12 protein-coding genes are annotated in these 13,063 nt (G+C 68.1%); 6 read left to right on the top strand and 6 right to left on the bottom strand.

Features of this window, described 5'->3' with window-relative positions; all coding sequences use genetic code 11:
• The first annotated feature begins 50 nt into the window (after positions 1-50).
• The 3 genes from ACQP2E_RS08920 (at position 51) to ACQP2E_RS08910 (ending at position 3,912) form a co-directional block, all read left to right on the top strand.
• On the top strand, positions 51-1,832 hold the full coding sequence (locus tag ACQP2E_RS08920; RefSeq protein WP_433829709.1) for an anthranilate synthase family protein: 1,782 nt from the start codon (positions 51-53) through the stop codon (positions 1,830-1,832).
• Between the two features lie 558 nt (positions 1,833-2,390).
• Positions 2,391-3,353 (top strand): DUF559 domain-containing protein, encoded by a 963-nt coding sequence (locus tag ACQP2E_RS08915; protein ID WP_433829707.1) that lies wholly within the window; start codon positions 2,391-2,393, stop codon positions 3,351-3,353.
• A gap of 286 nt (positions 3,354-3,639) precedes the next feature.
• Complete coding sequence (locus ACQP2E_RS08910) at positions 3,640-3,912, top strand: hypothetical protein (RefSeq protein ID WP_111650081.1); 273 nt, start codon at positions 3,640-3,642, stop codon at positions 3,910-3,912.
• A gap of 5 nt (positions 3,913-3,917) precedes the next feature.
• Here the strand turns inward: ACQP2E_RS08910 and ACQP2E_RS08905 are convergent, their stop codons facing one another.
• The 4 genes from ACQP2E_RS08905 to ACQP2E_RS08890 form a co-directional block, all read right to left on the bottom strand.
• The gene (locus ACQP2E_RS08905; protein ID WP_433829704.1) at positions 3,918-4,343 is read right to left on the bottom strand and encodes a VOC family protein; all 426 of its coding nucleotides are present in this window, start codon (positions 4,341-4,343) and stop codon (positions 3,918-3,920) included.
• 62 nt (positions 4,344-4,405) lie between these two features.
• Positions 4,406-5,590 carry a hypothetical protein gene (locus tag ACQP2E_RS08900; RefSeq protein ID WP_433829702.1) on the bottom strand — a complete coding sequence of 395 codons (1,185 nt, stop codon included), beginning with the start codon at positions 5,588-5,590 and terminating at the stop codon, positions 4,406-4,408.
• The gene (locus ACQP2E_RS08895; protein WP_111650084.1) at positions 5,577-6,113 is read right to left on the bottom strand and encodes a SigE family RNA polymerase sigma factor; all 537 of its coding nucleotides are present in this window, start codon (positions 6,111-6,113) and stop codon (positions 5,577-5,579) included. The genes ACQP2E_RS08900 and ACQP2E_RS08895 overlap by 14 nt, the downstream gene beginning before the upstream one ends.
• Before the next feature lie 45 nt (positions 6,114-6,158).
• A complete protein-coding gene (locus ACQP2E_RS08890; protein ID WP_433829700.1) occupies positions 6,159-8,783 on the bottom strand; it encodes an MGH1-like glycoside hydrolase domain-containing protein in 2,625 nt (874 codons plus the stop codon).
• Positions 8,784-8,906: 123 nt separating this feature from the next.
• Here ACQP2E_RS08890 and ACQP2E_RS08885 point away from each other — a divergent pair, with 123 nt between their 5' ends.
• A complete protein-coding gene (locus ACQP2E_RS08885) occupies positions 8,907-9,401 on the top strand; it encodes an NUDIX hydrolase (protein ID WP_433829698.1) in 495 nt (164 codons plus the stop codon).
• A 7-nt stretch (positions 9,402-9,408) separates the two neighbouring features.
• On the opposite strand, the gene ACQP2E_RS08880 is transcribed toward ACQP2E_RS08885, so the two are convergent.
• Positions 9,409-10,089 (bottom strand): response regulator, encoded by a 681-nt coding sequence (locus ACQP2E_RS08880; RefSeq protein ID WP_433829696.1) that lies wholly within the window; start codon positions 10,087-10,089, stop codon positions 9,409-9,411.
• A 13-nt stretch (positions 10,090-10,102) separates the two neighbouring features.
• Positions 10,103-11,452 (bottom strand): sensor histidine kinase, encoded by a 1,350-nt coding sequence (locus tag ACQP2E_RS08875; protein WP_433829694.1) that lies wholly within the window; start codon positions 11,450-11,452, stop codon positions 10,103-10,105.
• A 217-nt stretch (positions 11,453-11,669) separates the two neighbouring features.
• Here ACQP2E_RS08875 and ACQP2E_RS08870 point away from each other — a divergent pair, with 217 nt between their 5' ends.
• Both ACQP2E_RS08870 and ACQP2E_RS08865 read left to right on the top strand, forming a co-directional pair.
• Complete coding sequence (locus ACQP2E_RS08870; RefSeq protein WP_433829692.1) at positions 11,670-12,092, top strand: DUF1707 domain-containing protein; 423 nt, start codon at positions 11,670-11,672, stop codon at positions 12,090-12,092.
• Between the two features lie 110 nt (positions 12,093-12,202).
• On the top strand, positions 12,203-13,024 hold the full coding sequence (locus ACQP2E_RS08865) for a metal-dependent hydrolase (RefSeq protein ID WP_433829690.1): 822 nt from the start codon (positions 12,203-12,205) through the stop codon (positions 13,022-13,024).
• Positions 13,025-13,063: the final 39 nt, after the last annotated feature.

The raw sequence follows: 13,063 nt of genomic DNA, 5'->3' as shown, positions 1-13,063 counted from the left end.
CTGCTGTGGCCCGTCCTCGGTGAGCGGCCCCGCCGAGGAACGAGGATCTCATGCCATTCGCCCTGCTTCACCGCGACGGCGCCGACCACGTCGAAGTGCTCACCGGTGATGTCGTCACGGTGGAAACGCTCGCCGATATTCCGCTGGAGCCGGGCCGGCCCGTTCTCGCGGTGATCCCCTATCGACAGATCGCCGAGCGCGGTTTCGACTGCGTCGATGACGGTACCCCGCTGGAATGCCTCCTCGTCGACAGCATCGAACGGCAGCCGCTCGATACCTTTCCGCCCGGCGATCTGACCGTGCGGGACGGCGGATTCGACATCAGCGACGACGAATACGGAACGATCGTGGAACGCGTTCTGCGCGACGAGATCGGGCGCGGCGAGGGTGCCAATTTCGTCATTCACCGCGTGTGGAACGGCACCGTCGACGGCGATCCGGTCGAGGCGGCACGGGCTGTCTTCGGCCGTTTGCTCGCGAACGAGCAGGGCACCTACTGGACATTCCTGGTGCACACCGGCGACCGCACGCTCGTCGGCGCCACGCCGGAACGCCACGTCAGCGTCGCTGATGGAATCACCATGATGAATCCAATCAGTGGCACGTTCCGCAACGGATCCGGGTCCATCCTCGATTTCCTGCGTGACCCCAAAGAGATCGAGGAGCTTTATATGGTCCTCGACGAGGAACTCAAGATGATGGCCACCGTCGCCGAACACGGCGGGCAGGTCGCCGGACCATTCCTGAAAGAGATGGCCCACCTCACCCACACCGAATATCTGCTCGCCGGACGCGGCTCCCTCGACGTGCGTGACGTGCTCCGCGAAACAATGTTCGCACCGACCGTCACCGGCAGCCCGATCGAGAACGCCTGCCGGGTGATCGCCCGCCACGAACAGCGTGGCCGCCGGTATTATGCCGGCGTCGTCGCCCTTCTCGACCACGATTCGGCGGGCCGGCAGACACTCGACGCGCCCATTCTGATCCGCACCGCCGAGATCTCCCCCGACGGCACGCTGCGCATTCCTGTCGGTGCCACGCTGGTCCGGCATTCGACGCCGGCCGGCGAAATCGCCGAGACCCACACCAAGGCGGCGGGCATTCTGGGTGCCTTCACTTCCGCTTCTTCGTCAGTACGCGAAACCGAACAGTCCCCGGAAACCCAGGCATTGTTGGCCGCCCGCAACGACGAATTGGCCCGATTCTGGCTCGACTCCCGGGAACCGGGCGCACTGGAGGTCCCGGAGCTGACCGGGCGGACCGCCGTGATCGTGGACGGCGAGGACACGTTCACCGCGATGCTCGCCCATCAGCTGAAAGCGCTCGGCCTGAGTGTTTCGGTGGTGCCGTGGTCAGCCCCGGTCCCGCCCGCCGACCTCGTCGTGGTCGGCCCTGGCCCTGGCGATCCCGGTGACCTCTCCGACCCAAAGATGGCGACGCTGCACGCGCTGGTCCGGACACTGCTCGATACGGAACGGCCGTTTTTCGCGGTCTGCCTCGGCCAGCAGGTGCTGGCTTCGGAGCTGGGGTTGTCGCTGGTTCGCCGCGACTCGCCGTATCAGGGACTGGCCCGCGACATCGACCTGTTCGGAACGGTCCGCCGGGTCGGCTTCTATTCAAGCTTCGCCGCCGTCGCGTCGCCGGGGGTGGCGGCGAATGTGGAGCTGGCGTGCGATCCGGTGGACGGGCTGGTCCACGGGCTGCGCGGGGCGGGGTTCGCGGGCGTGCAGTTCCACCCGGAGTCGGTGCTGAGCCGGGACGGCGTGGACGTGTTGCGAGAACTGTTGCCGCCATTGCTGGCGGACGTGATTAGCCCGATCGTGAGCGGGTAGCGAAAGAGGTACCGGTGGTCCACGGTGATCGAGAGCCTCACCGTGGACCACCGGCCTACGCCTTGACGGCGGCCCACCGTGTGCCGCCGTCCAACCGGCGCCACAGCCCACAGTGTGCCGCCATCCCGGCTGACGCCAAGCCCACCGTGTGCCGCCATCCCGGCTGACGCCAAGCCCACCGTGTGCCGCCATCCCGCCAACACCAAGGACCACCGTGTGCTCTTGTTCTGCCTGCAGCCGGGCACACCGTGGGCTTTTGTCTCGGCTGGAGACAGCGATGATCCATCTACCTGGTCCAGGGCACACCGAACCGCTATGTGCGACTTCATCACCGCTATAGCGCTGACCAGGGCACACGCAGGGCTTACGTGAGCCCTCATCCACCCTGATCGGCACTGTTGTGCGGCCTCGTCCACGCAGTCCGCCCGTTCGGTGTGCCTCCAACTACGCTGCTGCTCCCGCAACCCTGCAGGCGTTGTCCACAGGCGCTCCGCCCGGCTCGGGCGCCGCTGTCCACAGGGGTTACCGCGAGCGCTGCGGCACCGGGATGCTGGCACGATGACAGCAGCCCACGGTGTTCCCCTGGAAGCGATCCTCAAGCGCCAGCACGGTGTGATCTCATGGCGGCAGGCCCGCGCCCACCTCACCGGGAGCGCCATCTGGCACCGCGTCGGATCGGGCCGATGGAAACGGATGCACCTCGGCGTCTACCTGACTCATACGGGACCGGTGACCGAAATCCAGCAGTGGTGGATCGCGAGTCTCGCCGTGGGCAACGGTCGCCCCGCGCTTCTCTCCGGCGTGACCGCGCTGCGTGTGCTCGGCCTCCGGCTTCCGGGGGCGCCGGACGACGTCGCGGCGATTCACACGATCCTTCCCGCACACATGACCGACAAGGATCCCCCGTGGAACGTCATCGTCCATAGCAGCCGGTACCTCACCCCGGCCGACTACTGCCGCACGGCGCCCGTCCCATGCACCATTCCTGGGCGATCTCTTGTCGATGCTGGGCAGTGGGCCCTCACTGACACCGTGGCTATTTCGATCATCGCGGCGGCTTTGCAGCAGCGGATTGTCGCTGCGGACGAGGTGTGGGCTGTCCTTGAGAACAGGCGGCGGTTGCGGCGGCGGACGGTGATCGCTGCTGCTCTCGTCGATGCGGGTGGCGGGTCGGAGTCGGGTTATGAGGTGGATTTTCTGCGGCTCTGCCGGCGGGCCGGGTTGCCTGAGCCCTCGCGGCAGGCAGTACGGCGGGATCGTGCTGGGCGGCGGCGGTACCGGGATGTGTTCTTCGAACCGTGGGATGTGCAGGTGGAGATCGACGGATCGCAGCACATGGAGGTACGCGGCTGGTATGCCGACATGCGGTCCGGGAACGAGATCGCGATCAGTGGGGTGCGACTGTTGCGTTTTCCCGGGTGGGCGGTCCGGCACCGGCCCGAGGAGGTGGCCGCCGACGTGCGGGCGGCCCTGCTAGCCGCCGGCTGGAGCGGCCCCCGAACAGAGCGACGAGCCGCATGAACCAGAACACGAGCCGCATGAACCACAACGACCAGCCGCGTGAACCACAACGACCAACCGCGGGGCGGTAACACCAGCAACCGGCGGCCCTCATTCTTCGAGGTGACATGCGAGCGGGGCTGACCTCGACTTGGTTTGCGGGCGTGGGCCTGCGGGAACACGGTCGGCGCAGCGACATTTTTTGAAGCAACAGGCAGCGCCATCTCTGAAGCAACAGACGCAGCGACATCTCTGAAGCAACAGCAGCAGCGAGACCTGAGAAGCATGATCTGGCGAGGAGAGGGCCTTGGCTGAGCCGCACGTCACTCTTGATCCGTATTCGCTCAACCCGGTGGAGCAGAAGCTGCGCGGTCCGCTCGAGGACCAGCTCAGCTCGGCCCTTCAGGCCGCCACTACCAAGATCACCCATCAGTACGACGGGCAGAGCGTCGAGCAGGTCACCACGATGCTGCTCGAGCAGGCGAAGGCGGGGTTGCACCCGGACATCGCCGCCGGATTCAACCCCGACCACGAGCAGCTACGCCACGTGGCCGAGGAAATCGTGAGCCGGGCCAACTGAGCCGACTAGGCCTTGGGCGGGCACGCCACCGCAGGCGTGTTCGCCCAATTCCGTGTGGAAAGCACCACCCGATGACCATCCGGGTCGGCGAACGTCACGCCCCAGCGGTCCCAGTACGGTCCGGCGGACACCCGGTTTCCGCCCGCCGCGACGATCCGCTCGACAAGAGCATCGGGCACCGGCACGGCACCCAGGTAGATCACCAGCAGATCGTGCCCGGAGATGTCAAGAACCGGAGCACGCACCAGCTCCAGATGCCACGCCGCCCCGGCCAGCCCGACCATCAGGATGTCGTGCTCCCCGGGTCCGTTGGCGAAACCCCGGTAGAGCACGTCCAGCCCCAGCCCTCCGGCGTAGAAACGCTCGGCCGCGGCCAGGTCCCGAACCGGCCGCGCCAGGCGGATGTGGGCGTCGGCATTGATCTCCGTCATGCCCGCCATTGCACCAAAAGTAACGGCCGGGCGAAAGCCCGGCCGTTACTCAGCAGATCTTTTTACTTGAGGGCGTCCGAAGCGTCGAACCAGGTCGACGGCTTCTTGACGTCGGCCAGCTTCAGACCCTTGAGCACCTTGGTCATCTCAGCGTCGGACAGGCGTCCGCCGCTGGCGACCTGAATGCTGGTCTTGCCGTCGGGGCTGCGGTGCGTGCAGAAACCGTTGCCGCACTTGATCGTCGTGTTGCCGGTGGTCTGGTTCGAGTTGGCCTGCGGCACCACGAAGATCTGGAAGCTGCCCGGCAGGTCCTCGCCGTCCGCGCCGCCGAACGGCTCGACGAGGCCGGTCGTGGCCGGCGGCGTCTTCGAGAAGATCGCGCCACCGTAGTTGCCGTCCCGTGCCGACGCGATGCCGTTGAGACCGGACATCGCGTTTGTACCGGTCTCGACGGGCTGATATCCGGCCGGCACGTAGTCCAGCTCGAACGGCAGCTTCGCCTTGGCCGGCGACGAGGACGGCTTCAGACCGGCGACGATCTTCTGCATCTCGTCGGCGGACGGGTCGATCTCCTCGTTGGAGTGGCTCTCCAGGACGGCGTACGCGTCCGGCGCGTACTCCCAGGCCAGGGCGCGGCGGAACATCGCGCCGTTGCCGTCGCCGCCGGTCTGGAACGCCTTCTTGCCGTCGACCGTGAGCGACGTGGCACCGGCCAGCTTCGCCGGGTCGAACGCACCGGGCCGGTAGAGCACCAGGTACGCGTAGATCGACGGAGTCTCCGGAATGGCTTCGCCATTCTTGCGCTTCTCCAGCTTGTCGTTCATCGCGGCGACCTCTTCATCGGTCGCCGCCTTGTCATTCGACTCACGGCCGTCCAGATAAACCGAAGCGATCTGGTACGCCGTAGACGTGACGATCGGCGCCTGAACGTGCCAGCGACCGGCGTCGAACGCGTCGAAAGTGAACGTGAACGGGTCCTCCGGGAAGGCCCAGTTGGCCGGGGCGGCGGCAACCTTGCCGGGAGCGGCCGCGGGCGGCGTCACCGTGCTCTGTCCCGTACCCCCGAAGATCGAAGGAACGGAGACCGCCGCAGTCACCGCAACCACCGCGAGGGCCGCGCCCGCGCCGGCGAAAGCCGCGCGGCGACGGCGCTGAACCCGCCGGCCGCGTCCGACGATCTCATCAACCGTGTTCGAGTCCGGCGGCGCGTCCGACGTCGCCAGATCCACCACCTCATGCAACCGCACGGGACAACTCCTCGATTTCCGCGACCTGTAGGTCGATCTTTTCGGCTACCAGAATTTCGCGCAGGCGGCTGAGCCCGCGCGACGTCTGGCTCTTGGCGGTGCCGACGGAGACACCCAGAACTCCCGCGGTTTCCTCCAGGCTGAGCCCGAGGTAGTAGCGGAGGATCAGCGCGGCACGCTGCTTGCGTGGCACTGCGCGCAGCGCGACCTGAACCCGGAGCCGCTCGTCAGTGGCGGCGGCCGGGTCGTCGCGCAGGGCGACATCCGGCATGGCGTCCCCGGCGGAGCGTTCCCGGCGCCACGGCCGGCGGGTCTCGTCCACCGCTGCCCGGTACACCATGGTCTTGGCGTACAGGTCGGGCCGGTCGAGCTTGCGCCAGCGCGGATAAAGCTTGGCCAGGGCGGTGGCAACGGCATCCTCAGCCGTGTGCCAGTTACCGCAGGTGAGGTACGCCAGCTTCCGGAGCGGGCCCAGCTGGGCCGCTACGAACTGGCGAAAACCTTCCTCTTCCTCGGCGTTCAAGATCGGCTACCTCCTTCGACGGAGGTGGAACGGTCGCAGCCGGTTCTAAGGTTGCACGGGTTTCGAGTGCAATTCGAAAATGAGGTCGATCACGAGCGCGGTCCACCCGGTCTGGTGCCATGCTCCCAGGCCGGCGCCGTTGTCACCGTGGAAATACTCGGGGAAGACGATGAGATCCTTCCAGTCCGGATGGGTCTGGAAGAGGTCGGTCGCGCCGTAGATCGGCCGTCGCCCGTCAGCGCCGGGCAGGAACAACGCGATCAACCGCCGCGACATGTCGTCGGCGATCTCGCCGAGCGGCATCTTCGTCTGCGATCCGGTCGGGTACTCCGCCTTCAGGTCCTCGCCGTAGAACGACGCGAACTCCCGCAACGCCTCCACCAGCAGATAGTTCACCGGCATCCAGACCGGCCCGCGCCAGTTCGAGTTGCCGCCGAACAACCCGCTCGTGCTCTCGGCCGGCTCGTACCCGACGGTGAAATCCGACCCGCCGAGCGAGACCGTGAACGGTTTCTCCAGGTGAGAGCGGGACAGGGTACGCAGACCGTACGGCGACAGGAACTCCTCCGGGTCGAGCAGCCTCGCCAATATTCGTAGGAGCTGGTCCTGTCCGACCATGCTGAGCAGCCGCTGCTGCCGCCGGTCGGCGCCACCGAGCCGCCGCGCGCTGATCACGTCGCCGTAGTCACGCTGGGTGTGCAGCATCCAGCGCACCCGCGAGTTCAGCGACGGCAGCCGGTTCAGCGTGTCCGAGGTGAGCCGGGTGGTGGCGGCGAGCGGCAGCAGGCCGACGATCGAGCGGGCCTTCAACGGCACCTTGTTCCCGTCGGGCAGCCGCAGCACGTCGTAGAAGAAGCTGTCCTCGTCGTCCCAGAGCCCCTGCCGGTACGCGGCCTCGGCGATGTACGTGAAGTGCTCGAAGAACTTCGTGGCCATGTCCTCGTACGCCCGATCGTGCAGCGCCAGGATGATCGCCATGTCGAGCAGGTTGAGTGCGTACATCGCCATCCAGCCCGTGCCGTCGGACTGTTCGAGCACCCCGGCTACGGGCAGCGCGGCCGACCTGTCGAACGGGCCGACGTTGTCCAGGCCGAGGAAGCCGCCCTCGAAGACGTTGTTGCCGCCGACGTCCTTGCGGTTGACCCACCAGGTGAAGTTGAGCAGCAGCTTATGCATGATCCGGGACAGGAAGTCGTGGTCCCGGGAGCCGTCGATCTCGAACACGCGCAGCGCGGCCCAGGCGTGCACCGGCGGGTTCACGTCAGCGAACGACCATTCGTACGCCGGAATCTGGCCGTTGGGGTGCAGGTACCACTCGCGGAGCAGCAGCAGGAGCTGGGACTTGGCGAAACCGGGGTCGACACGGGCGATGCTGACGCAGTGGAAGGCCAGGTCCCAGGCGGCATACCAGGGGTACTCCCACGGGTCCGGCATGCTGATCACGTCGAAGCTGTTCATGTGCCACCAGCCGTTGTTGCGCCCGTAGCGCCGGCCCGGTGGTGGTGGCGAGTTGGCCGGGTCGCCGACAAGCCACTGCTTCACGTCGAAGTGGTAGAACTGCTTGCCCCACATCAGCCCGGCGATGGCCTGCCGGGCCACCTGCTTCTCCTCGGCCGAGGCGGCTTCCGGGATCACCGAGTCGAAGAACCGGTCGGCCTCGTCCTTGCGGGCACGCATCACGTCGTCCCAGCCGGCGTCGAGGTCGGCGGCTTCGAGCGGACGGTCGCTCTGCGTGAGCCGCAGGCGAATTGTCCGGCTTTCTCCCGAATTAAGGGAAATTTCGTAGTGAAGCGCGCCTTTAGTTCCGGTGCCGAGCGGATTCACCGTCGGCATGTCGTGGATCAGAAAATCGTTGATCCCATCCTTCGGGTACGCCGACCGCCCCGGCAGCCCCCACAGCCGCTGCGAGTTCGTCTCGTTGTCGCACATCAGCGCCGGCGCCTCGTCGACGCCGTCGAGCGTGATGTGGCCGATCGATCGATGAGTCCCGGCCAGCCGCCCCGGCGTACCCGCCATGGTCGGCGCGGTCCGGTTCGGCAGGCCCCACGACCAGGTGTTGCGGAACCAGAGGCTGGGCAGCACGTGCAGGGTCGCCGGATCGGGGCCCCGATTGGAGACGGTGATCGCGATGCAGACGTCGGTCGGCGACGCCTTCGCGTAGTCGACGGTCACCGCCCAGAAGCGGTCCTGGTCGAAGATGCCGGTGTCGACCAGCTCGTACTCGCCCTCGTTGCGGGAGCGCTGGCCGTTGACCCGGACCAGCTGGTCGTACGGGAACTCCTCCTGCGGATAGTGGTACCGCCAGCGCATCCACGAGTGGGTGGGCGTCGAGTCCTGGTACCACCAGTAGTCCTTGGCGTCCTCGCCGTGGTTGCCGCCGTCGCCGCCGAGGCCGAACATCCGTTCCTTGAGGATCGCGTCCTCGCCGTTCCACAGCGCGAGCGCGAAGGCGAACGTCTGCCGGTCGTCGCAGAGGCCGGCCATGCCGTCCTCGTTCCATCGGTACGCACGGGAGCGCGCGTGATCGTGCGGGAAGTAATCCCAGGCTGTGCCGTGTTCGCTGTAATCCTCACGAACCGTGCCCCAGGCACGCTCGGCCAGGTAGGGACCCCATGCGCGCCACGGCTGCTCACCGGAGTCCGCCTGAGCCAGCCGGTCCCGCTCCGACACTTACGCCCTCCAATAACTCTTCGTCCGAAGTCGATCACACTGAGACTGTCACGTAGATGTGTCAAGTGTGGTTCGGATCGGGGGTTTATCGCATGCCCGCTCCCGCCGACTAGGGTCGGCGTCGTGCCTGCATCTGATTACGTGGTCGACCTGCGCGCCAAGGTCGGCACCGGCCTGATCATGTTCCCGACGGTGACCGCGGTCGTCTTCAACGATCTCGGCGAGGTCCTGCTGCACCAGCGCAGCGACAACGCCCGGTGGACCCTGATCGCCGGCATCATGGACCCCGGCGAACAGCCGGCCGACGCGGTGATCCGCGAGGTCGAGGAGGAGACCGCCGTCCAGGTGAAAATCGAACGCCTGGCCGGAATCGCCCTGCACGACGTCACCTACACCAACGGCGACCAGTGCCAGATGGTCAACTCCTGGTTCCGCTGCCGCGCCGTGAGCGGCGAGGCCCGGGTGAACGACTCGGAGTCGTTGCAGGTCGGCTGGTTCTCGTTGGACGCGCTGCCCGAGCTCAACCCGTACGCACACCACCGCATCCAGACGGCCCTGCCCGAGCAGGCACCCGCCTGGTTCGCGGCACCGGGCGAGGGCATCATCCCCGGCTGGTGAAGCGTGGTCAGCTGCTGAGCCAGCCTGGTCTGATCAGGCCGGCTTCGTAAGCCAGCACCACCAGCTGGGTCCGGTCGCGGGCGCTCAACTTGATCATCGTCCGGCTCACGTGTGTTTTCGCCGTGGCCGGGCTGATGATCAGGCGGCCGGCGATCTCGTCGTTCGACAGGCCTTCGGCGACCAGAACCATCACCTCCCGTTCACGATCGGTCAGCTGCTCCAGCTGCCGGGACGGCTCCGGTGCCCGGCCACGGACGGCCGGGCCGGCCGCGAACTCGCCGATCACCCGCCGGGTCACGCTCGGCGACAGCAGCGCCTCACCGGCCGCGACGACACGCACGGCCCGCAGCAGCTCGACCGGCTCGGTGTCTTTCACCAGAAACCCGGAAGCGCCGGTCCGCAGCGCCTCGAACACGTACTCATCCAGCTCGAACGTGGTCAGGATGACCACCTTGGTGCCGGCCAGCTCCGGATCGGCGGCTATCCGGCGGGTCGCCTCGAGGCCGTCGACGCCGGGCATCCGGATGTCCATCAGCACGACGTCCGCCCGGGTCTCCCGAGCCAGGCTCACAGCCTGCAGCCCGTCGGCGGCCTCGCCCACCACCGTGATGTCCGGCTCCGCGTCGAGCAGCGCCCGGAAGCCCGCCCGGACCAGTGCCTGATCGTCCGCCAGAACCACCGAGATCATGCCCATCCCGCCCTCATGACTCTCCCGTCGGGAGCACGACTGACACCAGGAAACCGCCCGCCGCAGGCCGGCCTGCCTCGAAGCGGCCACCCAGGCTTTCCACTCGTGCCCGCATCCCAGCGATACCGCTGCCCCGCTCCTCCGCCTCGGCCCGCTCTGCCGGGTTGTCGCGTTCTGCCGGGTTGTCGCGTTCTGCCGGGTTGACCGGGGGCGGGTCAATCGGTGGGCCGCTGTTGCGGATGGAGAAGTGCAGGGCGGACGGCAGGTAGCTCACCGCCACCTCGGCGTCCGGTGACGGGCCGGCGGCAGCGTGGCGGCGCACGTTGGTCAGTGCCTCCTGCACGATCCGGTAGGCCGCGCGGTCCACCTCGGCCGGCAGGTCGCGGGGTTCGCCGCGGATCACGGTCCGCACCGGGAACCCCGCGTCGGCGGTCAGGTCTTCCAGCCGGGCCAGGCCGAGCACCGGCTGCCGGGGCGCGGCCTCGCCGTCGGTGCGCAGCGCCCCGAGCACCGAACGCACCTCACGCAACGCCTCCGAACTCGCCGTCTTGATCGCCGACAGCGCCTCGCGGGCCTGCTCGGGGCGGCTGTCCATCAGGTGCAGCCCGACGCCGGCCTGCACGTTGATCAGCGAGAGGTGGTGGCCGAGCACGTCGTGCAGCTCCCGGGCGATCCGGAGCCGTTCCTCGGAGGCCTGGCGGCGCTCCTGTTCCTCTCGCGCCCGGGCCTGCTCCAGCCGGACCTTCGCGATCGCGGCGACCTGTTCGGAGTACGACTTCGCGACCGCGCCGACCACCACCGACCCGCCGAGCCCACCGACGAGCAGCAGCGACTCCCGCAGGCCCGGTGGGGTGCCGGGCAGGCCCAGCGGACCCATCAGCACGAGCGTGACCACCAGGTACGCCGCCCCGGCCAGCCCCGCCGCGACGAACGCAGTCCGGTGCCGGCCGGCGAAGGAGAGGCTGAACAGGGCGATGAGGGGGGCCACCGCGTACGTCCAGTGGGGTGACGCGATCGTGGCGAAGGCGACCGACCCGGCCGCCGCCACGGCGAAGACCCGGGCCGGTGCGCGCCACCGCCAGAACAGTGCGAGCGGGCCGACGAGCAGCAGACCGTAGACGAGCGCGCCGCTGCTGACGTGAGCGGAGTCGAGGTGAACGGTGTAGTCGCGGGCACCGAGCACGTGGAACAGCACCGCGCCGATCACGGCGCCGGGAGGCCAGTGCCGGTGCATGCGCCGCGCCCACGGCGGCCGGGGCCGCGGCCAGCCGTCCTCCGGGTAGCCGGCCCACGACTGACGCGCCCAGGGCGACCGGGGAGCACGATCGGCGGCGAATCGCCGCGGGCTGCCCGGATGCCTCATGCAGCGAACCTACGGCAATCGGCACTGCCGGCGCGTCGGCCCGCGGGCCTACTACCTGGGTCGGCCCGCGTACTCCCCCGGGCGTATGCCGCGTACGCCGGGAGACCCCGGGCACTCCCTCGGGATGCTCCCGCGGGCCGACGCGCCGGAACCCCGTTGCGAGGAGGCTGAATCCATCACAACGACCCGCCTGGCGGGCCGACAAGGAGGAGACCCCATGCAACCCGGGACCCGGCTCCGCACCTCCGACACCGAACGCGAACAGGTCGCCGAGATCCTGCGTGCCTCGATGGCCGAGGGACGGATCGATCTCAACGAGGGGGAGGAACGGCTCGCCAAGGCGTACGCGGCGATTTATCGCGACGAGCTCGCGCCGCTCACCTCAGATCTCCCCGACGGTGGCCGCGCCGCTCTGGCCCGCACACCGCAGGCGCGGGCCGCGACACGCCGATCGCTGCAGCGGCACGCCAGTTTCATCCTCATCATCGGTGGTGTCCTGACCGGACTGTGGCTGCTCTCCGGAGCGCAGTTCTTCTGGCCAGTCATTCCGATCGCGTTCCTGGTCATGGGCTTGGTCCGGCACGCCCGTTATGGCCGCTATCAATTCCGCTACAGCTACGCGCACGGCCGCGTCCACTGACCACCCGTTGTCGGGTGTCCGGCACCACCCCGACGTGGCCGCGACGGTCGTTGATCTTCGTCCCTCCCTCTGCCAGAGTGGCCGAGTTTGTTCGGGGAGGGACGAAACACATGATGGGACCGTCGCACGCGCTTTCGGGCGCGGCCGCCTGGCTGGCGGGTAGCTGGGCGCTCGCCCAGTTCGCCGGCGTCAGCCAGTCACCGCTCGAGGTCGCGGTCGGAACGGCGGTCTGCGCCGGCGGCGCACTCCTGCCCGACCTGGACATGTCCGGAAAGGTCACCCGGAACCAGGGCGGCGCCACGGTCGCACGCACGTTCGGCGTCGCGTCGCTGTTCGTCGCCGAGGTGGTCGAAAAATTCTCGCTCGGCGTCTACACGGCGACGAAACTGAGCCGCGACCCACGCCGCGACAACGGGCACCGCACGTTCACCCACACCCTGCCGTTCTGCGCGCTGATCGGCTGGGGCACCACGGCCCTGGCTACCGCGTACGGAAAATGGGCGGTGGTCGGCATCGTCTTCTTCATGGCAGGTCTGGCGCTGCGCGGCCTCTTCGACGAGTGGGCCGAACGCGCCGGCTGGGTGATCGTCACCCTCGCCTCGGCGTTCATCGCCTGGTTCACGGCCGCGAACCTCCCGGGCGACCGCGGCTATCCGCTCCTGGGTCTGGCCGTGGCCATAGGCTGCGTCGTCCACATCCTCGGCGACATGATCACCAAGAACGGCGTACCCATTCTCTGGCCGATTCCGATCAACCGGCGGATGTGGCGCATGGTCGGCATCCCGAACAGCATGGCGGTCAGGGTGGGCGGCAAGGTGGAGGTAATCGTCCTCCGCACCGCCTTCACCGTGATCTCTCTGCTCTCGATAGCCGGCCTGTTCGTCCCCGGCGTCCTGGAACGCCTCAACCTGGACGTCTGGGCCAGCCGCTGACACCGCCACCTCGCCGCCCGCGCTGATCGGCCGCCGCTC

The organism is Actinoplanes sp. CA-015351 (assembly GCF_050955685.1).
Classification (GTDB): domain Bacteria; phylum Actinomycetota; class Actinomycetes; order Mycobacteriales; family Micromonosporaceae; genus Actinoplanes.
Note: the sequence above shows the minus strand (reverse complement) of the source record. Positions and strands in the feature narration are given on the sequence as shown.

Excerpts from the sequence above, each read along its gene's own strand:
- ACQP2E_RS08920 (WP_433829709.1), top strand. The coding sequence starts at position 51 with ATGCCATTCGCCCTGCTTCACCGCGACGGCGCCGACCACGTCGAAGTG.
- ACQP2E_RS08915 (WP_433829707.1), top strand. The coding sequence starts at position 2,391 with ATGACAGCAGCCCACGGTGTTCCCCTGGAAGCGATCCTCAAGCGCCAG.
- ACQP2E_RS08905 (WP_433829704.1), bottom strand. The coding sequence starts at position 4,343 with ATGACGGAGATCAATGCCGACGCCCACATCCGCCTGGCGCGGCCGGTT.
- ACQP2E_RS08880 (WP_433829696.1), bottom strand. The coding sequence starts at position 10,089 with ATGATCTCGGTGGTTCTGGCGGACGATCAGGCACTGGTCCGGGCGGGC.
- ACQP2E_RS08875 (WP_433829694.1), bottom strand. The coding sequence starts at position 11,452 with ATGAGGCATCCGGGCAGCCCGCGGCGATTCGCCGCCGATCGTGCTCCC.
- ACQP2E_RS08870 (WP_433829692.1), top strand. The coding sequence starts at position 11,670 with ATGCAACCCGGGACCCGGCTCCGCACCTCCGACACCGAACGCGAACAG.
- ACQP2E_RS08865 (WP_433829690.1), top strand. The coding sequence starts at position 12,203 with ATGATGGGACCGTCGCACGCGCTTTCGGGCGCGGCCGCCTGGCTGGCG.